The 19,120-nt window shown below is 66.1% G+C and carries 21 protein-coding genes; 11 read left to right on the top strand and 10 right to left on the bottom strand.

Annotated elements, in window-relative coordinates:
* Positions 1 to 8 precede the first annotated feature (8 nt).
* On the top strand, positions 9 to 2,234 hold the full coding sequence (parC, locus tag ABNQ39_RS06440; protein ID WP_376959554.1) for a DNA topoisomerase IV subunit A: 2,226 nt from the start codon (positions 9 to 11) through the stop codon (positions 2,232 to 2,234).
* Between the two features lie 57 nt (positions 2,235 to 2,291).
* Here the strand turns inward: parC and ABNQ39_RS06445 are convergent, their stop codons facing one another.
* The 4 genes from ABNQ39_RS06445 to ABNQ39_RS06460 are packed head-to-tail and all read right to left on the bottom strand — an operon-like array spanning position 2,292 to position 5,581.
* Positions 2,292 to 3,275 carry a MotE family protein gene (locus tag ABNQ39_RS06445; protein ID WP_376959555.1) on the bottom strand — a complete coding sequence of 328 codons (984 nt, stop codon included), beginning with the start codon at positions 3,273 to 3,275 and terminating at the stop codon, positions 2,292 to 2,294.
* On the bottom strand, positions 3,272 to 3,928 hold the full coding sequence (locus ABNQ39_RS06450) for a DUF6468 domain-containing protein (protein WP_376959556.1): 657 nt from the start codon (positions 3,926 to 3,928) through the stop codon (positions 3,272 to 3,274). The genes ABNQ39_RS06445 and ABNQ39_RS06450 overlap by 4 nt, the downstream gene beginning before the upstream one ends.
* Positions 3,925 to 4,998: a flagellar motor switch protein FliM gene (gene fliM, locus ABNQ39_RS06455; RefSeq protein WP_085089732.1), complete on the bottom strand. Its 1,074-nt coding sequence runs from the start codon at positions 4,996 to 4,998 to the stop codon at positions 3,925 to 3,927. Before fliM ends, ABNQ39_RS06450 begins: the two co-directional genes overlap by 4 nt.
* 28 nt (positions 4,999 to 5,026) lie before the next feature.
* Entirely contained in the window at positions 5,027 to 5,581 is a 555-nt protein-coding gene (locus ABNQ39_RS06460; RefSeq protein WP_098739579.1) for a flagellar basal body-associated FliL family protein, read from the bottom strand.
* Between the two features lie 539 nt (positions 5,582 to 6,120).
* Here ABNQ39_RS06460 and flgF point away from each other — a divergent pair.
* From flgF to ABNQ39_RS06485, 5 genes are all read left to right on the top strand, one after another.
* On the top strand, positions 6,121 to 6,843 hold the full coding sequence (flgF, locus tag ABNQ39_RS06465; protein ID WP_098739578.1) for a flagellar basal-body rod protein FlgF: 723 nt from the start codon (positions 6,121 to 6,123) through the stop codon (positions 6,841 to 6,843).
* Positions 6,844 to 6,874: 31 nt separating this feature from the next.
* Positions 6,875 to 7,660 carry a flagellar basal-body rod protein FlgG gene (flgG, locus tag ABNQ39_RS06470; RefSeq protein WP_042700394.1) on the top strand — a complete coding sequence of 262 codons (786 nt, stop codon included), beginning with the start codon at positions 6,875 to 6,877 and terminating at the stop codon, positions 7,658 to 7,660.
* Between the two features lie 54 nt (positions 7,661 to 7,714).
* On the top strand, positions 7,715 to 8,506 hold the full coding sequence (flgA, locus tag ABNQ39_RS06475; RefSeq protein WP_376959557.1) for a flagellar basal body P-ring formation chaperone FlgA: 792 nt from the start codon (positions 7,715 to 7,717) through the stop codon (positions 8,504 to 8,506).
* Between the two features lie 13 nt (positions 8,507 to 8,519).
* Complete coding sequence (gene flgH, locus ABNQ39_RS06480; RefSeq protein WP_376959558.1) at positions 8,520 to 9,284, top strand: flagellar basal body L-ring protein FlgH; 765 nt, start codon at positions 8,520 to 8,522, stop codon at positions 9,282 to 9,284.
* Positions 9,285 to 9,678: 394 nt separating this feature from the next.
* Positions 9,679 to 10,617 (top strand): hypothetical protein, encoded by a 939-nt coding sequence (locus tag ABNQ39_RS06485; protein WP_376959559.1) that lies wholly within the window; start codon positions 9,679 to 9,681, stop codon positions 10,615 to 10,617.
* A 256-nt stretch (positions 10,618 to 10,873) separates the two neighbouring features.
* On the opposite strand, the gene ABNQ39_RS06490 is transcribed toward ABNQ39_RS06485, so the two are convergent.
* The 3 genes from ABNQ39_RS06490 to ABNQ39_RS06500 form a co-directional block, all read right to left on the bottom strand.
* Positions 10,874 to 11,065 (bottom strand): hypothetical protein, encoded by a 192-nt coding sequence (locus ABNQ39_RS06490; RefSeq protein ID WP_376959560.1) that lies wholly within the window; start codon positions 11,063 to 11,065, stop codon positions 10,874 to 10,876.
* A gap of 254 nt (positions 11,066 to 11,319) precedes the next feature.
* A complete protein-coding gene (locus tag ABNQ39_RS06495) occupies positions 11,320 to 11,484 on the bottom strand; it encodes a hypothetical protein (RefSeq protein ID WP_376959561.1) in 165 nt (54 codons plus the stop codon).
* An 85-nt stretch (positions 11,485 to 11,569) separates the two neighbouring features.
* Positions 11,570 to 11,716, bottom strand: coding sequence for a DUF1289 domain-containing protein (locus ABNQ39_RS06500; RefSeq protein ID WP_376959562.1), 147 nt, complete (start codon positions 11,714 to 11,716; stop codon positions 11,570 to 11,572).
* 220 nt (positions 11,717 to 11,936) lie between these two features.
* On the opposite strand from ABNQ39_RS06500, the gene ABNQ39_RS06505 reads away from it, so the two are divergent.
* Positions 11,937 to 13,100, top strand: coding sequence for an ATP-grasp domain-containing protein (locus ABNQ39_RS06505; protein ID WP_376959563.1), 1,164 nt, complete (start codon positions 11,937 to 11,939; stop codon positions 13,098 to 13,100).
* Here ABNQ39_RS06505 and ABNQ39_RS06510 read toward each other — a convergent pair.
* The 3 genes from ABNQ39_RS06510 to ABNQ39_RS06520 form a co-directional block, all read right to left on the bottom strand.
* Entirely contained in the window at positions 13,063 to 13,281 is a 219-nt protein-coding gene (locus ABNQ39_RS06510) for a DUF6494 family protein (RefSeq protein WP_376959564.1), read from the bottom strand. The genes ABNQ39_RS06505 and ABNQ39_RS06510 overlap by 38 nt on opposite strands.
* A gap of 257 nt (positions 13,282 to 13,538) precedes the next feature.
* Positions 13,539 to 13,958: an RNA polymerase-binding protein DksA gene (gene dksA / locus ABNQ39_RS06515; protein WP_012974451.1), complete on the bottom strand. Its 420-nt coding sequence runs from the start codon at positions 13,956 to 13,958 to the stop codon at positions 13,539 to 13,541.
* 273 nt (positions 13,959 to 14,231) lie between these two features.
* The gene (locus tag ABNQ39_RS06520) at positions 14,232 to 14,657 is read right to left on the bottom strand and encodes a flagellar assembly protein FliX (protein ID WP_376959565.1); all 426 of its coding nucleotides are present in this window, start codon (positions 14,655 to 14,657) and stop codon (positions 14,232 to 14,234) included.
* A 230-nt stretch (positions 14,658 to 14,887) separates the two neighbouring features.
* On the opposite strand from ABNQ39_RS06520, the gene ABNQ39_RS06525 reads away from it, so the two are divergent.
* The 4 genes from ABNQ39_RS06525 to ABNQ39_RS06540 all read left to right on the top strand — a co-directional run bounded on the left by ABNQ39_RS06525 (position 14,888) and on the right by ABNQ39_RS06540 (position 19,097).
* Positions 14,888 to 16,030, top strand: a complete 1,143-nt coding sequence (locus ABNQ39_RS06525; protein WP_376959566.1) for a flagellar basal body P-ring protein FlgI — start codon at positions 14,888 to 14,890, stop codon at positions 16,028 to 16,030.
* Positions 16,030 to 16,419 (top strand): rod-binding protein, encoded by a 390-nt coding sequence (locus ABNQ39_RS06530; RefSeq protein WP_376959567.1) that lies wholly within the window; start codon positions 16,030 to 16,032, stop codon positions 16,417 to 16,419. Before ABNQ39_RS06525 ends, ABNQ39_RS06530 begins: the two co-directional genes overlap by 1 nt.
* On the top strand, positions 16,412 to 16,921 hold the full coding sequence (locus ABNQ39_RS06535; protein ID WP_376959568.1) for a flagellar basal-body protein: 510 nt from the start codon (positions 16,412 to 16,414) through the stop codon (positions 16,919 to 16,921). Before ABNQ39_RS06530 ends, ABNQ39_RS06535 begins: the two co-directional genes overlap by 8 nt.
* A 271-nt stretch (positions 16,922 to 17,192) precedes the next feature.
* Positions 17,193 to 19,097, top strand: a complete 1,905-nt coding sequence (locus tag ABNQ39_RS06540; protein WP_376959569.1) for a flagellar hook-length control protein FliK — start codon at positions 17,193 to 17,195, stop codon at positions 19,095 to 19,097.
* Positions 19,098 to 19,120: the final 23 nt, after the last annotated feature.

Genomic DNA, 19,120 nt, shown 5'->3' on the forward strand with positions numbered 1-19,120 from the left:
CCATCATCATGAAGCCGCAAAACCCTGCCTCCGAAATCCTGGAAAAGCCGCTGGCCGACGCGCTCGGCGAGCGGTATCTCAGCTACGCGCTGTCCACCATCATGTCCCGCTCGCTGCCTGACGTGCGCGATGGGCTGAAGCCGGTGCACAGGCGGCTGCTGTTCGCCATGAGCCAGCTCCGGCTGGAACCGACGACGCCGCCCAAGAAGTCGGCCCGCGTCGTCGGCGACGTGATCGGCAAGTTCCATCCGCACGGCGACACCTCCGTCTACGACGCGCTGGTGCGGCTGGCGCAGGACTTCTCCGTCCGCTATCCGCTTGTCGACGGCCAGGGCAATTTCGGCAACATCGACGGCGATAACGCCGCGGCGATGCGGTACACCGAAGCCCGCCTGACCGAGGTCGCCAAGGCCCTGCTGGAGGGCATCGACGAGGACGCCGTCGATTTCCGCCCGACCTATGACGGCGACGGCGACGAGCCGGCGGTCCTGCCCGCCAACTTCCCCAACCTGCTGGCCAATGGGTCGAGCGGCATCGCCGTCGGCATGGCTACCAACATCCCGCCGCACAATGTCGGCGAGATCTGCGACGCACTTCGCCACCTGATCAAGCACCGCGACGCCAGCATCGAGACGCTGGTCGGCTTCATGCCCGGCCCGGACTTCCCCACCGGCGGCCTGCTGGTCGAGTCGCGGCAGAATGTGATCGAGGCCTACCGCACCGGCCGCGGCGCCTTCCGCCTGCGCGCCCGCTGGGAGGTGGAGAAGCTGGGCCAGGGCACCTGGCAGATCGTCGTCACCGAAATGCCCTATCAGGTGCAGAAGGCCCGGCTGGTCGAGAAGATCGCCGAGCTGCTGCTGGCCAAGAAACTGATCCTGCTGGACGACGTGCGCGACGAATCGGCGGAGGACGTCCGTCTCGTCCTGGTGCCGAAGAACCGCAACGTGGATCCCGAGGTGCTGATGGCCTCGCTGTTCCAGGCCACCGACCTGGAAATCCGCTTCTCGATGAACATGAACGTGCTGGGCGCCGACCATGTGCCGCGGGTGATGAACCTGCGCGAGGTGCTCCAGGCCTTCCTCGACCACCGGCACGAGGTGCTGGTCCGCCGTTCCACCCACCGGCTGAAGCAGATCGACCATCGCCTTGAGGTTCTCGGCGGCTATCTTGCCGCGTACCTGAACTTGGACGAGGTCATCCGCATCATCCGCGAGGAGGATGAGCCGAAACAGGAACTGATTCGCGCCTTCACCCTGACCGACGTGCAGGCCGATGCCATCCTCAACATGCGCCTGCGCAACCTGCGCAAGCTGGAGGAGATGGAGATCAGGCGCGAGCACGAGGCGCTGACCACCGAGAAGAACGGCCTGCTGGAGCTGCTGGGCGACGAGACCCTGCGCTGGAAGCGGATCGCCGAGGGTGTGGCCGAGATCAAGAAGAAGTTCGGCGCCGGCGCACTCGGCAAGCGGCGCACCGACGTGGCCGACGCGCCGACGGTGATCGAGGTGCCGCTGGATGCGCTGGTCGAGCGTGAGCCTGTGACCGTCCTCTGCTCGGCCAAGGGCTGGATCCGCACGGTGCGCGGCCACCTGACCGACGCCGAGGCGGAGGATGTGAAGTACAAGGACGGCGACGAGCGCGGCTTCATCGAGCGGTGCGAGACGACCGACAAGCTTCTGGTCTTCGCCAGCAACGGCAAATTCTTCACCATCGGCGTCGACAAGCTGCCGCGCGGCCGTGGCTTCGGTGAGCCGGTCCGTCTGATGATCGACCTCGGCAACGACGTCGACATCGTCGACCTGTTCCGTCACCAGCCCGGCCGCACCCTGCTGGTGGTGTCGGAGGACGGCCGCGGCTTCCGCGTCGAGGAGGCGGAGGTGCTGGCGCAGACCCGCGCCGGCAAGCAGGTCCTGAATTTGGAGGACGGCAAGTCCGCCCGCATCTGCCAGCCGGTGAGCGGCGACACGCTCGCCATCATCGGCAACAATCGCAAGATGCTGGTCTTCCCGTTGGAGCAGGTGCCGGTGATGACCCGCGGCAAGGGAGTCCAGCTTCAGAAGTACAAGGACGCCAGCGTCGCCGACGTGAAGACCTTCACGCTGGCCGAGGGCCTGAGCTGGAAGAACGGCGAGCGGAACTTCACCGTCAGCGACCTGACCGGCTGGATGGGCGACCGCGCCGGCCAGGGCAAGATGCCGCCGAACGGCTTCCCGAAGAACAACCGCTTCCTGTAAGAATTGTATTTGGCAACAAGCGCCCTCTCCCATCCCAGGAGAGGGCGCTTGTTGTTTTTACTTCGGCGTCGTGACCGTCGCCGTCAGCGGCACGCGGCGTTCGACCAGAGCCGAGGTGACCTCCTTGGCCTTCACCGGATCCATGGCGGCCAGGATCGGCGCGGTCTTCTGTTCCTTCATCTTCTGGATGACGCCCAGCAGCACCGGCATGTCGAGTTCCTCGAAGATGCGGGCGGCTTCCTTCGGCTTCATCGTCTCGTAGATCTTCACCAGGCTTTCCAGCTGGGCCGACTGCTTCTCGTCACCCTGGGCCATCAGCTTCTGGATGTCGGAGCGGGTCTTCTCCATCTCCGCCACCTTCTGGTCGATCCGCTTCTCGGCGGCGGCCAGCAGGGCCTCGCGCTGTTCCATCTCCTTGGTGCGGCGCTCGATCTCGGCGCGGCGTTCGGCGAAATGCTGGAGCAGTTCCTGGTTGTCGATGGGACCGAGAGGCGCCAGCGGCGCATTGGCCGCCGGAGCGTTGGCCGGACCGCTGGAGCCGCCGGGAGCCGGAGGAGCGTCCTTGCCAGCCGGCTTGGTGGTCGCAGTCGGAGCCTGACCGGCTGCCATCTGCACGGGCGGCGTCGCCGGGGTGGAGCCCTGCGGCCCCTGGGCGAGGCTGACCGGGAAGTCGGGCAGGCGAGCGTCATGGGTGGCAAGGCGCCACAGATCGCCGACCCGAACGCCCAGCATCAGCACCGCGACGAAGATGGTCAGCGGCAGCAGGCGGAAACGGGCGCCGCGCATCCGCGCCCGCAGCCGCTGGGTCAAGGGCACCCGCGGCGTAGCCGGCTTGCGTGCCTTTGCCTTCGCCTTGCCCTTCTTCGCCGGCACCTTTCCCGCCGCGGGGCGGACGGCCGGCAGTTGCGCCTGCTGGGCCTGCTGGGCGGCCAGCGTGGGAGAGGTACGGACGCCGGTTGGGGCGGCGCCGGCCGGGCGGATCACGACCTTGGGTTCACTGCCCGCCGCAGCGGGCCTGCCGTCACTGGTGCGCATGGTCATCCAAGCCCCTTGCCGGCATTCTCGATTGCCTGAAGCAGTTCGCGTTCGGCCCGCGACAGGCTTTCCCCGTCACGAGTAATGGGGTCACGGGTGATGGGGTCGCGCGCCTCGGCCGGCGGTTCGGCACGGGCGGCGGCGCGGCGCGGCGCAACGTCCAGCCGGGCCGGCGGCGGCGCATGGTCGTCATGGTCGTGGTCGTCCTCGACCGGCAGGCTGCGCAGGGCCGGGCGCGGCGCCACCAGCGGCGCCTTCGCCGGGCTGCGCGCAGCCAGCGTCGGGGCAACCGCCACGGAACGGCCGCCATCGCGCCCGCTGTCGCGGCGGCCGGCATCACGTTCGCCGACGTTGCCCAGCCGGTTGGCCAGCGCGTCGGCCGCCTCGATCATGAATTCCAGTTCGTCGCGCAGGGTCTGCGCCTTGTTGACGGTGCGCTGGAGATCCTCGCCGGTGTCGCTCGCCGCCTTCTTCAGCGTGCGCACGCCGCTCTCCGCCCGCCCCATCGCGTCGTTCAGTCCCTGGATCAGTTCGGCCATCTCGCCACGGCTCTCGCGCAGCGCGATGATCTGCCGGTTCAGGATGATCGCATAGGCGATGGTGGCAGCCAGCAGGCCGACCATCACGACGTCGATGATGATGGAGACCAGCGGACTCATAACCTCATGACCTCCTGCTTGGGCAATTCCTTTTCCAGGCGGACGGCGATGTGCCCGCCCTTGCGCCCCATCCGCCCCTGGAACATCGACACGTCGCCGCAGCGCAGTTCTATCGCGCCGTCGGGGGTGGCGTTCAGCAGGATGCGGGTGCCGACGCGCCAGTTCAGCACGTCGTGCAGGGTCATCGTCACCTCGTCCAGCACGGCGGACAGATCGACGTCCGTCACCATCAGTTCCGAGGCCAGATGGGTTTCCCAGATCGAGTCACGGCCGAACTTCTCGCCCATGAACATCTGGAGCAGCAGCTCACGCACCGGCTCCAGCGTCGCGTAGGGGATCATCAGCTCCAGCCGGCCGCCGCGATCCTCCATGTCGATGCGCAGCTTGACCAGCACCGCCGCGTTGGCGGGACGCGCGATGGTGGCGAAGCGCGGGTTGGTCTCCAGCCGGTCGAAACGGAAGGTGACGGGCGACAGCGGATCGAAGGCGGCGGACAGATCGGACAGCACCACATGGACCATGCGTTCCACGAGGTTGCGTTCGATGGTGGTGTAAGGACGGCCTTCGATGCGCATCGCCGCCGTCCCGCGCCGGCCGCCGAGCAGCACGTCGACGATGGAGTAGATCAGCGCGGAGTCGACGACCATCAGGCCGTAATTGTCCCACTCCTCCGCCTTGAACACCGACAGCATCGCCGGCAGCGGGATGGAGTTCAGGTAATCGCCGAAACGCACCGACGAAATCTGGTCGAGGCTGACCTCGACGTTGTCGGAGGTGAAATTGCGCAGGCTCGTGGACATCATGCGGACGAGGCGGTCGAAGACCACCTCCAGCATGGGCAGGCGTTCGTAGTTGACCAGCGCCGAGTTGACCAGCGCCATGATGCCGGAGTTGTCGCCGTCGCCGGCGCCACCCTGGTCGAAGCCCAGCAGGCTGTCGATCTCGTCCTGGTTCAGGACGCGGGTCGACCCGCCGCCGCCCATGTCGCCGACATCGCCGCTGTCCTCGGCCAATGCGGCCCATTCGGCGGCAAGCCGTTCTTCTTCGCTCAGTTCACCGGTGTCGCTCATCGGCCCCTATCCCCACCTGACCGGGCCCTCACTGGACCAGCATTTCCTTGAACAGCACGTCCTTCACCTTCACCGGGAACGCGGCGGCGGTGATGCGCAGAAGCAGTTCCTGGCGCAGCCGGTACATGCCGGCCGACCCGCGCAGGTCCTCCAGGCGCAGTTCGCGCAGGTAGACCTGGAAATTGTCGATGATGCGCGGCAGCACATGCTCCACCGCCCCGACATCCTCCGGCTTCGACAGCTGGATGGAGATCTTGATCTTCAGGAAGGCCGGACGCTTGTTGCCGGTGTTCAGGTTCACCAGCATGTCCGGCAGGTCGTAGAAGATCGGGGAGGCGTGGGCGGCGTCGCCCTTGCCGGCCTCGGCCCCATGCTCGCCTTCCGCCGCCGCGGCGTGCTCCCCCTCCTCCGCCGGCTTCTCCTTCCCCAACAACCCGTCGAGCAGGCCGGAGAAATAGACGCCGGCACCGGCGCCGATCAGCAGGACCAGGGGAAGAACGACGAACAGGACCAGCTTCTTGCCGCTGAATTTCTTCCGGGGCAGGCCGTCGGTCAGTTCACCGGCATCGGTTTCGGCAGCCATGACATCCTGGGATCGTTCGAGGTACGCAACGGCTCAGGCATGCGCCGCCTGACATGGTCAAAGCTACTTTTGGGATAGTTAATAACTCCTTTCGAGTGGGGAATGGACCGCCCCGGACGGGCAGGTTTCCCCCGTCTGTCACCATTTCGGCACGGTTCTTGATTGGGACTGACCGGCGATCCGTGCCCGCACTGCGTCCGCGGTCCGATTGGAGCGCAGGCACGCCCGGATTCCGCCGCCGGCCGACCGCATCTCCCCTGGGATCGCCCCTGGGGATTGTGGCCCGCCGGCCAACGCCCCGCCGCACCCCCTCGTGCGGCGGGAACGGGAGACTTTTGCCCGGTGATACCCGGCAAGGAACGCTCTCCCCCCGGCAGATTCTGCCCGGCATCCCCTGCCCCACCCGGCGGGACCGCCCGCCCCTTGCCCGCATTCCGCGGAATCCAAGGCTTCGGCGGAGTTGGCACGCCACCTGCAATACCCCTTTCGCCGGTCGGACGCTGTCGTTCGATCCGTTCGCAAGGTGAAGAGGCCGCAAGATGGAAAATTCGATCTACGTCGCCCTGTCGCGCCAGATGGCGCTGCAACGCCAGCTGGACGTGACGTCGAACAACATCGCGAACATGAACACGACCGGCTACAAGAACCAGCGGATGCTGTTCACCGAATATCTGGAAAAGCCCGGCCTGCACGAGAAGGTCAGCTTCGTTCAGGACCGCGCGGTGGTGCGCGACCTGTCCAACGGCCCGATGACGCAGACCGGCAACCCGCTGGATCTGGCGCTGACCGGCCAGGGCTACTTCACCGTCGATACCGCCAGCGGCCCGCGCTACACCCGCGCCGGCAATTTCCGCCTGAACGACCAGCGCCAGCTGGTGGATGCCGGCGGCCTGCCGGTGCTGTCCAACAACGGCCAGCCCATCACCATTCCGGCCGGCACCAGCGATGTAAAGGTCAGCGGCGATGGCACCGTCGCCACCGAACTGGGCCCGGTCGCCAAGCTGAACATCGTCACCTTCAAGACCGAGCAGCTGATGACCGAGGTCGGCAACGGCCTGTACGTCACCGACGAGCAGCCGCAGCCGGCTCCGGTCGAAACGAAAGTGGCACAGGGTTTGCTGGAGGGTTCCAACGTGAAGCCCGTGGTCGAGATGACGCAGATGATCGACATCCAGCGTCAGTACATGTCCGCTCAGAAGATGATGGACAACGAACACGAGCGCATCCGCACGATGCTTCAGCGTCTGGGCCGCACCGCCTGATCCAGACCGACGACGAGAGGAGAAGACCAGAATGCGCAGCCTCGCCATCGGCGCCACCGGCATGATCGCCCAGCAGCTCAACGTCGAGACGATCTCGAACAACATCGCCAACTCGACCACCACCGGCTACAAGAAGCAGCGGGCCGAGTTCCAAGACCTGCTGTACCAGAACTTCCGCCGCATCGGCTCGACCTCGTCGGATGCCGGCACCGTGGTGCCGACCGGCGTGCAGGTGGGTGCCGGCGTGCGCGTCGCCGCGGTGGCCCGCGTGCTGGAACAGGGCAACCTGAACATCACCGACAACAAGCTGGACGTGGCGATCAACGGGTCGGGCTACTTCCAGGTGACGCTGCCCAGCGGCGACACCGCCTACACCCGCGCCGGCAACTTCAAGCTGTCGCCGGAAGGCATGATCGTCACCGCCGACGGCTATCCGATCCAGCCGAACATCACCGTTCCGACCAACGCGGTGGACATCTCCATCAACTCGTCGGGCGAGGTGCTGATCAAGCTGGACGGCCAGACCGCCACCCAGAATGTCGGCCAGATCCAGCTCGCCACCTTCGCCAACGCCGCCGGCCTGGAAGCCACCGGCGACAACCTGTTCATGGAGTCCGGCGCGTCCGGGCAGGCAGTGACCGGCAACCCCGGCGCCCCCGGCTTCGGCCGCGTCACCCAGGGCGCGCTGGAGACCTCCAACGTCAACGTCGTGCAGGAGATCACCACCCTGATCACCGCACAGCGCGCCTACGAGATGAACTCGAAGGTCATCAAGACCACCGACGAGATGATGCAGCAGGCCAGCCAGATGAAGTAACGCCACCGACGTCGCCGGCGCCTCGCTTCAGCCTTCACATCGGGAACCACCGCCATGATCCGCCACCTCGCCAACCGCCGCCTGCCCGCCCTGCTCCTCGGCGCCGCCCTGCTGACCGTTCCGGTCATGGGGTTCGGCATCGGGCAGGCCGCTGCGGCCTCGGCCATGGCTACGGCTTCGTCCGGCTCGGGTCTGGCGCCCGACGTGGTGTACGGGATGCCGCATGTGGAGGCGGTTCTGTCGGATGCGCTGTCGCGGGTCATCACCGCCGGACGGCTGCAGATGGAGCTGGACAGCCGCGCGGTGGAGCTGCGCGCCCCCCAGGGCGCCGGCGGGCTGGCGGTGGAGAACCTCTATTACAGCCCGGTCCAGGGCCGCTTCGCCGCCGAGATCGTGGTGACCGGCAGCCAAGTGCGCCTGCCGGTGTCGGGCCGCGCCTTCGGCGTGGTGCAGATCCCGGTGCTGTCGCGCCGGATCATTCCCGGCGACGTCATCGGCCCGGGCGACATCGACTGGCAGGACGTGCGCGCCGACCAGACCACCAGCGACACCGCCGCCACCGACGCGCAGCTGATCGGCATGACGCCCAAGCGCGGCGTGTCGACCAACCAGCCCGTCCGCCTGCGCGACCTGCAATCGCCGCGCATGGTCGACAAGGGCTCGATGGTCACCATCACCCTGACCACCCAGTCGATGACGCTGACGACCCAGGGCAAGGCCCTGCAGGACGGCGGCAAGGGCGAGGTCATCCGCGTCGTGAACACCCAATCCAACCGCATCGTCGAAGCGACGGTCGCGGGCCCCAACGTCGTCGCCGTGGCAAAGCCCGGCATCATCGCGCAGTGAGGAGAAAGCTCCAATGTCCGCCACCATGACCGCCCGTCTGATCCGCCTCGCGATGATCGCCACCGCCGCCACTTCGCTGACCGCCTGCGGCGCCGCCTCGCGCATCGCCGACATCGGCAAGGCCCCCGAGATGAGCGGCATCCAGGACCCGCAGGCCAAGACCGGCTACCAGCCGGTCAGCCTGCCGATGCCGACCCCGCTGCCGACGGAGCGCAATCCGAACTCGCTGTGGCGGACCGGTGCCAAGGCCTTCTTCAAGGACCAGCGCGCGGCCAAGGTCGGCGACATCCTGACCATCAACATCTCCATCGCCGATCAGGCCAAGCTGTCGAACGAGAGCAAGCGGTCGCGCGCCAACACAGAGAAGGCCGGCATGCCGAGTCTGTTCGGCCTGGAAGCCGGCACGCTGAGCCGCGTCCTGCCGGCCGGCGCCTCGGCCGCCAGCCTGGTGGATCTGTCGAGCGATACCAACAACGATGGCAAGGGCTCGGTCGACCGCAACGAGAAGATCGAACTGAAGGTAGCGGCGCTGGTGACCCAGACCCTGCCCAACGGCAATCTGGTCATCCAGGGCCACCAGGAAGTCCGCGTGAACTACGAGCTGCGCGATCTGCAAATCCACGGCGTCATCCGTCCGGAGGACATCACCGCGCAGAACACCATCAGCTACGAGAAGATCGCCGAAGCCCGCATCTCCTACGGTGGCCGCGGCCAGATCACCGACGTCCAGCAGCCGCGCTACGGCCAGCAGCTGTACGACATCATCATGCCGTTCTGACGATTGTCGGGGTAACGTCGGCGGAACCGGCGGCCATGGCGGGAGGCATCCCGCCGTGGCCGTGGGTGCGTCCGGGGCCGCTACGATCTTTGGAATGCGCCGCCGCCGAATGGGAAATTGCTGCCGGCCGGTGGGTTGTGCCGGGCCAATGTTGCCGGGCCGGACCGGCTCAATGGCCCCCGGCTCGATGGACCGCCATGTTCCCCATGGGAGCGCCTTCGCCCGTCGCAGCGGGCGGAGGCCGAAATGCTTTGGATCTGGGTCAACCGCCTCGATAAGATCGCTCTTTTATCCGAACCGTCTCAGTCCGGCTGTGGATTGTGGCAACGGGAACAGGATAACGGAGCGGCGGTTTGCCGGCGGGTCGAAAGCCGCGCCTTGCAGGTGGAGCATCATGAGCACGCTGACTGTCAATCTATTTTACGGCTTGGCCAATCGGTTGATGGCGCTGGTTTCTGCTGTTCGCGTCGCGAAGTTGACAGGCTATCGGCTACAGGTGATCTGGCACAAGGATCAGAGTTGCAAAGCCTTGCTGTCCGATCTCTTCGAGACGGACTTCGACATCATAGGATATGATGAATATTGGAGGATGAATCAATCGAACAAGGTGACCATCCTCGATTCTCAGGACACAAGAGATTACATTCCTGAATATATAGACCGGAACAATCTGAATTTTTTCCGTTATGATGGCATATTGGTCATGCCGCGTTCTTTGTTTCTTAAAGGAAATATTATTTTACAAGCGCATCACTTCTTTTTTGTAGAAGATGATATTGATAAATTGAGCAATGATCGCAGACTTATGGCTGCCCTGCTCTCAGGGGAGTTCGCAAGTTTCCGACCATTGCCGATTTTGCGCGACCTTGCCGATTCCTATGCTCAACGTCTCGAGAACGGAATCGGGCTGCATATTCGGCGTCCATTCCCGCATGCCTGGACGGAAGACGGTATTGAAATAGAGCGGTTTCTATGGAGCTTTCCTTCGGTTGACATATATATGGATTTGCTGCCAAAGCTCCGGGAGCTTACAGGTTTCAATGGAAATCTCTATTTATCCACAAACTGTGCGGCGACAAAATCCGAGGTGATTGCAAGACTTGGCGAAAGCAATGTTCTGACCCATCAGACGCGCACTCTCGATCCATCCTATTCGGTTGTTAGCGTCCAAGATGCATTGGTCGACATGATGGCTCTGTCAAAGACATCCCTGATCATGCGTTTCAGCGAATCGACATTCGCATATTTCAGCGCAATGCTTGGGGGATGCAATCAGGCAATCATCTATCGAGACAGCCCGACCCTGGTGAAGGGCCCCCTTGAATTCTGCTGATTGCTCACTCTGGCGACAAAAGTTTGACCATCCTTTACCGCCGCCATGCCAGTCGGCACGGATGCCAGCGGGCGCGATCAATGAGCACTGCAATCACTGGCTGACGATCGAAGTCATGCTTCAAACTGATTGAAGAGACCTCGACCTTGGATTTGGATCGACCCAAGCGTCGTTCCCCAATAAAGATAGACCGATCAGAAATTGATGGTGGCTTCGTCGCTGACCGCCTTGGCCAACGGCAGTTCCACACGTCGGTTCAGCCTTCCAGCGGCTGCTGCGATAGCGCGGTAAAGCCATCCATCATGCCCACCGCCATGTTGCCGCCGATGCGTCCCAAAGCCGGGCCGATCAGTTCGGTGGCGCGACGGTAGGCCTCGCGCTGGGCAACGCAGTCGATCAGGTCGGTTGCAGTGGGGATGGTCCAGGACCGGGTCAGTTCACTCGTCATCGTTCATCTCCTCGAACAGGCCATGACCGGCAGGTCGAGGATGACCATAGGCGCCGCCGCCTCCATCCGCTGTTGCGTGCTTCACGATCTCGGCACGCATGCCGCTGGCGCTTGGGGCATCGACGACGGGAAGCCACCGGCGCGTTTGGGCGGGAATTTGCGGAGGCGCGCCTGACGCGGAAAGTGCAGCGGCCCGATCCCCTCATCGGGAACCGGGCCGCGCTATGGTCGGCTTTACCGTCTGCTGCCGGCCCTTACTGGTAGCCGCCTTCGCGGGCGCGATCCTTAGCGGCTTCTTCCTGCGCCTTCACGGTCTCGCTGCTGATCTTGCCATCCCCCTTATTGCCGGCATCGGCGGGCTTCTGCGGTTGGTCGCTGCGCGGGGCGTCGGCCGGTTGCTGGTTCGGCTGGTCGGCCATGATGCTGCTCCTCGATGGGTTTCGTCTGACGATGACGAGGAAAACAGCGAGGGCGCAGGATCGTCGCGATAAAAGCCCGGCCGCCTCAGCCAGCCGGAGACCCGGACTCGCCATCGCCATCGCCATCGGCGCGCTCCAGGGCGGCGTTGATCTGGTGCAGCGTACGACCGCAACCGGTACAGACATCGCCGTCGATGGCGCACATGCCCAGGCAGTCGGGATCGTCGCTCATGGCACTGGCTTCCTTCGGGATTGGCGCTCAGGAGCATCCCTAACGGAAAGGCCGCCCTGCCTCAAGCGGTCCGGTTCGAAGGCAGAGGCTCCCAAACTAGGGGCTCCCTCTCCCTGGCAGACCTGCTGAGACAATGTACGGTATCGGCGGCAGTGTCGATTGCCGACAAAACAATTAGGCATTAAACCATCGTCCCGTTTTCTCCCATGCGAAGGTGTGTATGCCCACGGCATTGCTGGTGTCCTGTGCGCTGTATCGTTACGGCACTGCAAGAATGCCTGCCGCGTTGAAGGCGGCAGGATTCCGTGTGTTCGTCATCTGTCCGAAGAACTCCCTGCTCGAGTTCTGCGACCAGATCGACGGCCGGCATTGTTTCTTTCCCGAACTGGCCGCCGATGACCTGACCGTGATCGCCGCACGGGCAGCGGCACAGTTTCGGGCCGATATCGTCATCGGCTGCGAGGAATCCGCCGTCCGTGTGCTCGGCCTGGCGGGACGGTTGCAGGAACAGGTAAAGGCGGACAGCGCCGACGCCCGAAATCTGCGGTTCGTCCAGGCTTGGTGCAGCGACGCGTCCTGGGAAGAGAAGCGGTCTCGCTGTGTTGAACTGGCCGCGGCGGCGGGCATCCGGACACCGCGTCAGGTCGACGTCGATCCGCACCACACCGTTGCGGCCGATCTGGCCGGGCTTGGCGAACCGCTTCTGCTGAAATACGACGGCAGTTCGGCCGGCCGCGGGGTGGTTTTCGCATCCTCCACCGGACAGGCAATGGCTCTGGCGGCAAGCCGGCCGGCGGAAACCCCGGACCGGCGGGCAGTCGCCCAGGAATTCGTGCGCGGACGCGCAGCGTCGGTGTCGTTCTGCGCGCTGGGCGGGAAAATGCTGGAAGGCTTTGCTTACACGGTCCTGCGTCATGAGCCGGCCCCCTTCGGCCCGGCATCCGTGATCGAACTGACCTCCCATCCTGGGCTGATCGACATGGCCCGTCGGATGGTGGAAGTGACGGGCTATTCCGGCTTCGGCGGGATCGACGCCATTCTGCCGGACGATGGCGGCCCGCCGGTTTTCCTGGAGTTCAATGCCCGGCCGACCCAGACGACCCATCTCGGCAACCTGGCTGGCAGCGATCTGTGCCGGGCGATGGCCTGCGCCCTGGCCGGCGACCCCTATGACGCGGTCCTTGGCCGAACCTCAGGCAGGCAGGTCGCGCTGTTCCCAAGCGAATGGGCCCGCGACTCCAACAGTCCCTACCTGACCTCGACCCACCACGATGTGCCATGGACCGAACGGCGGCTGACCGCCGCGATCCTGACCGTCACCCCGCAGCTCCATGGTGCCCGGACCGTCACTCCGGCGGCTGTTCAAGCGACAGCTCACCCGTAACTTCGTGCGTCAGATCGATGCCGTCGACCGTCAGCACCATGCGGGCCGACAGGGACTTCACTCCGTCCAGCTTGCCCTCGGCCAGCGCGCGGCCGACCGCAAGCTCGATCTCCCGCTGCGAGGTGACGCCGACCTGCTTCAGAAATTTACGCAGGTCGAGGTTCAGGGTCTCGTTGTCCATGGCTGCCCTCCCGGCTTGGAACCGTCGTTTCGAATGACGTTCCGAACCCCGTGAGGACGGCTTGGTTCCATCGTCGGCCCTGACGCCAACGGATGCGCGGCAGCGGCAACGGCCTTGAAACGACGAAAGCGCCGGTCGGGACCGGCGCTTTCCAGCCATTCGGTGCCATCTGTCCCGTGCAATGCCGACGCAGCGCACCGCCCTGCCCCTGGTGAGCGGTGCTGTTCGGATCTGCGGGACCGGAAAACGGAGCGGCGTCAGTCGTCGCGCTGGGTCCGCTCCATCCGCTCGTGACGCTCCTGGGCTTCAAGGCTCAGCGTCGCGATCGGTCGGGCATCGAGCCGGCGAACGGAGATGGGATCACCCGTCTCCTCGCAATAGCCGTAGCTGCCGTCGACCAGACGCTCCAGCGCAGCGTCGATCTTGGAGATCAATTTGCGTTCGCGGTCACGCGTCCGCAGCTCCAGCGCACGGTCGGTCTCGGCCGAGGCGCGGTCGGCGATATCCGGTTCCTGGATACCGCCTTCCTGGAGGCTGTTCAACGTGCCGGTGGATTCCGCCAGCAGTTCCGCGCGCCAGCGCAGCAGCTTCTGGCGGAAATACTCCCGCATGATCGGGTTCATGAACTCCTCGTCTTCCGACGGGGAATAGTTCTGAGGCAGAAGCGGCGACGTCATCCGAAAGCATCCAGCGAAAAAGGGGTGATCCGGGCGGCGCGGAGTATAGGCACGCCACGGCGCGACCGCAACCCATTGGTTCGCCCCCGCAACGACCAAACAAGCCCTTGGAATAAAAAAGATTTGTCAGCGTTGCAGATTCGCCGCCACCGGCTGGTGGCCATGCATGGGGGAATCCGGCCACCGCATGGGGCTCTCATCGGCGGCACCCTGCCGCACCGGCACGGGCGCCTGCCTCAACGCTCGAACCGACGGTAAAAGCGACCGGTCGGTTCAGGAGGTCAGCTTCGCCAGTTCGACCTGGGCACGCAGATCGATCTCATCGAGGATTTCGGCCAGTCCCGGATCGTCGACCTGGGCACGGCGCGTCTGCACCACCTTTGCCAGATCGGTCAGCTTCTGCACCGACAGGCTGCCGGACAGCAGCCCGTGCTGGATTTCCTCCAGACGGTCCAGCATCTCCTCCGCCCGCATCTTGCCGCGGGACGCACGCGCGGTGGCGTCGTCGGTGACATCGACTTCCTGCAAGGCCAGAACGCCCGAAACACCGGCGGCGGTGGCGGTGCCGCTGACGCCGTGGGCGGAGCCGGCCTCTCCCACCAATTGCTTGGAGAAGGCCGCGCCGGACGAGCCTTCGGCCTTGCCGGTGCGGCGGACAGACCCACCGCCGCGTATGTTTCCGGAGCCTTCGACTTTCATGATCCGTGCAACCGTTTGCAGTAAAGGATTCGTAAACGCGCACACAATAGATGGATCAACCTTAACATCCGGTCAAGGCTTGCCGCAATCGGGCAAAAATTGCCGGCCGGCTGTGACCGAAAGGCGCCATAGTCCGGGCGTTTTTCAGGACAGGCACCGAAAGCCGCCATTTACGGTCTCTGGCACGGCGTTTGTATAGGGACGGGCACGAGTTCAGGAGTGTCCGCGTCATGATCCCCACCGCCTTTCGCCTTCTGCGCCGCCGTGCCGTCCTGGCCGTGCTGACCGCCCTGCTGGCGTTCGGCATTGCGGCCGCACCGGCACTGGCCGCGTCCGCCCGTATCAAGGACATCGTCGATGTCGAGGGCGTGCGCGACAACATGCTGATCGGTTACGGGCTGGTGGTGGGCCTGAACGGCACCGGCGACAGCCTGAACAACTCGCCTTTCACCGAGCAGAGCCTGACCGGCATGCTGGAACGGATGGGCGTCAACACCCGCGGCACCAACCTGCGCACCAAGAACGTGGCGGCGGTGATGGTGACGGCGACGCTGGGCGCCTACGCGGCGCAAGGTACGCGCATCGACGTCACGGTGTCGGCGATGGGCGACTCCAAGAGCCTGCTGGGCGGCACCCTGCTGGTCACCCCGATGATGGGCGCCGATGGCGAGGTCTATGCCGTGGCGCAAGGCCCCATCGCGGTGTCGGGCTTCACCGCCCAGGGCCAGGGGGCCAGCGTCACCCGCGGCGTGCCGACCTCCGGCCGCATCTCCTCCGGCGCCATCGTGGAGCGCGAGATCCAGTTCTCGCTGGCCGAGCTGCCGGTGCTGCGCCTCTCCCTGCGCAACCCCGACTTCACCACCGCCCAGCGGGTGGCGACCGCCATCAACATCCAGCTGCGCGGCAACCGCGCCCAGGCGACCGATCCGGCCTCCGTCCTCATCAACGTGCCGGACTCGCGCCGCGGCGACGTGGTGGGGTTGGTGACGGAGATCGAGCAGCTGCGCATCACCCCCGATCAGGTCGCCCGCGTGGTGGTGGACGAGAAATCCGGGGTGATCGTGATGGGCGAGAATGTCCGCATCTCCACCGTCGCCATCGCCCAGGGCAACCTGACCATCCGCATCACCGAAACCCCGCAGGTCAGCCAGCCCGGCCCGTTCAGCCAGGGCCAGACCGCGGTGGTGCCGCGCACCGACATCCAGGTCGACGAGCAATCCAACAACCGCCTCGCCGTGATGAATTCCGGGGTGACCTTGCAGGAGTTGGTACAATCCTTGAATGCGCTTGGAGTGGGACCGCGGGACATGATCGCCATTCTCCAGTCGATCAAGGCCGCCGGAGCCCTGCAAGCCGAGATCGAGGTGATCTGATGACCATGAGCCCCGCCCTTTCCACCGCTTCGGCCCCGCGCAGCGCCCCGCCCGCCTCGTCGCTGGTGGAGCGCGCCCAGGCCGCAGGGTTCGGCGTGCGCACCCTGGCAAAGATTTCCGACCTCGAGGCCAAGATCGACCCGGCAAAGCTTGCCCAGATCCGCAAGTCCGCCAACGAGTTCGAGAGCCAGTTCGTCTCGCAGATGCTGGGTCCGATGTTCGAGGGGATCGGCACCGACGAGACCTTCGGCGGCGGGCGCGGGGAAGAGATGTTCCGCCCGATGCTGATCGAACAGTTCGGCAAGCAGATCGCCCAGCGCGGCGGCTTCGGCATCGCCAATCAGGTTTACGGAGAGCTTCTTCGCGCCCAGGAGGCCAGCCATGGATAAGGTCGACGTCCGTTTCCCCCAGCAGCCCAAGCCGGCCGCCAACCTGCCGAAGAACGCTCAGGAGCGCGCGGTCGCGCTGATCGAGCTGATGGGCCGCCTGACCGCCCTGCTGGAACGGGAGGCCACCGCCGTCCGCGCGCGCCGCCCGGCCAAGGAGCTGGCGCAGATCGTCAAGGACAAGCAGCCGATGACGCTGGTCTATGAGGAGATCAGCCGCATGCTGCGCGTCGACCGCGATGGGTTGATCGCCCTGCCTCAGGAGTTGAAGACGGCGCTGAAGGACGCGACCGGCAGGCTCTATGCGGCCACCGCCGACAATGCCGAGGCCCTGCGCATCGGTGGCGAGGCGCAGAAAATGATGGTCGACACCGTGGTGACCGTCATCACCCGCCAGCAGAAGGCGCCGACCACCGCCTACGCCGCCCACATGGGTGGCGGCCGCGGCTATTCCGCACCGCCCAGCGGGCCGCGCACCTCGGCGGCGCTGAACACCCGGCTCTGATCCGATCTGCCTCCATCCGTGACTGCCGAGCTTTTCGGACGGCCGCCTCTCTCCACAGGGGCGGCCTCTTTCTTTTTGTGCCCGGCGGCTGCGGCAAGAAAGGCCCCGCACCCGGCGGAATTTGCCGGTCAGGACGGTGCGATGCGGCGGGAACTGCCGTCCAACCCCGCGCTCGCGGCCCCGATGATGAGGAGCCGCGGTTGGCCCGTCTGTTGCATTGGTTCCAGCGCATCGCCGTCGGTGCGTTCCGCCGTCCCTGAGAGGCCCTTCCATGGAAGTCCAATCGAACAAAATCGCCGGGTCCTTGTTCGACGGTCTCAGCCAGTCCCAGCAGACGCAGGGGACCGGGACGAAGAACGACCTGTTCTCCAAGATGATGGACCGCATGCTGACCGATGCCGCGGCGCGCAAGCGCGAGCAGGCCGACGCGGCAGCCCGCGACTCCGCGAAAGACGCGGCGAAGGAAGCGGCGAAGGACGCCGCCAAGGATGCCGCAAAGGATGCCAGGGACGCCCGTGCCGCGGAGGCCCAGCGCCGGCAGCCGGTGCGCACGGAGCCGAAACCCGATCTGACCCGCGACAGGACCGCTGAAACCCGGCGCCAGCAGGATGCCGCCGACGCGACGCGTGCGGCCGAGCCGAAGGCAGGCAAGGGCGACGATCCGAAGGTTCAGGCCCGCCAGGAGGACCACCCTCCGGCCAAGGTCGAGAAGCCGGCGAAGGACCAGTCCAGGACCGACAAGGCCAAGGGCGGCCCAGATAAGGCCAATGCCGACAAGGCCAGTGCCGCCAAAGCGGGTGCGGACAAGACCGATGCGGCGACGGCCGGCGGCAGCGCCGATGCCGAGGACGCCGCCGCGACCGACGCTCCCGCCCCGGCTGACGCCGCCGCACAGGGCGAAACCATAGCCGACGCCGGCGGCGAGGACACGTCGGATGATTCCGCCGAGGGACAGGCTACCGCCCAACCCGCCGACCAGCCGCTGCCGCCTGTCGTCCAGCCGACGGTGCAGCAACCGATCCCGCAGGCGAGCGACCTGATCCTTGCCGGCCTGATGCCGGCCGGACAGAAGAAGGCGCCGGACAGCACCGGTGACGCGGCCGGCGGTGGCGACGCCGCTGCAACCGGAGCGGCCGGGCCCGTCGATCCCGCCGCCCAGCGCGCAGCCCAGCTTGCCCAGGCGCAGGCCGCCGCCACCGAAGCCACGGCGGCCGGTCAGGCGGGTGCGGAAGCCACAGCGAAGGCCGGCGGCAAGACTGCCGCCGTCGGCGGCGACGCCGCGCAGACCGCGGACGCGGCCCAGGCCGAGTCCGGCGCACAGCCCGACGCCGAGGCCCTGCCGACCGACGATACCGCCCTGCCCGACCGCTTCGCCGATCTGCTGGCCGCCGCCAAGGCGAAGGCCGGCGATGCGAGGCAGTCCGGCAAGCATGGCGGAACCGAGGGCGGCAGCCGGAACGATGCCCAGCCCCAGGCGCCGACCGCGATGCAGCAGCCGACCCCACCCACGGCGCCGGCCATGCCGGTGGCGGAAGCGGTCACGGCAGCCGCGACGGGCACTGCTGCCAAGGCGCTGGAGAGCATCGGAGGCGTCGAGGGAACCGCCGGGACCGGCGCGTCTGCCGCCAGCCCGCACACCCACCCGGCGCTCGCCGCGATGGAAGGGATTCATGCCGGCATTCCCGGCCTCGACCAGCCGCAGGCCGCCACCGCGACCCTCCGTCCGTCGCGCGGGGCCGGCATGCCGATGGGCGTACACGACCAGATCGCCGTCCACATCAGGAAGAGCGTCGCCGACGAGGTCGACCAGTTCACCATCAACCTGCATCCGGCCGAACTTGGCCGGATCGACATCAAGCTGGACATCGGCGCCGATGGCCGGGTCAATGCGATGGTCGCGGTGGAAAAGGCGCAGACGCTCGAACTTTTGCAACGCGACAGCCGCGGGTTGGAACGCGCCTTGCAAGACGCTGGATTGCAGACGGACGCCAACAGCCTGAACTTCAGCCTGCGCGGCGAAGGCAATCCCTTCGCAGGCGACGGCCGGGGCGACGGCAAGGGGACCGGATCGGGCAAGCGCGGCCGCGGCTTCGGCGGTGGCGGCGACGATGACGGGTCCGACGCTGCCGTCTACACCGCGACGCTCGGCGACGGGCGCGTCGACATCCGCGCCTGAGCGGGGCGGCCGGACCCGGCCAC

Origin of the sequence: Azospirillum sp. A26 (assembly GCF_042604635.1) — a bacterium.
Classification (GTDB): Bacteria; Pseudomonadota; Alphaproteobacteria; order Azospirillales; family Azospirillaceae; genus Azospirillum; species Azospirillum palustre.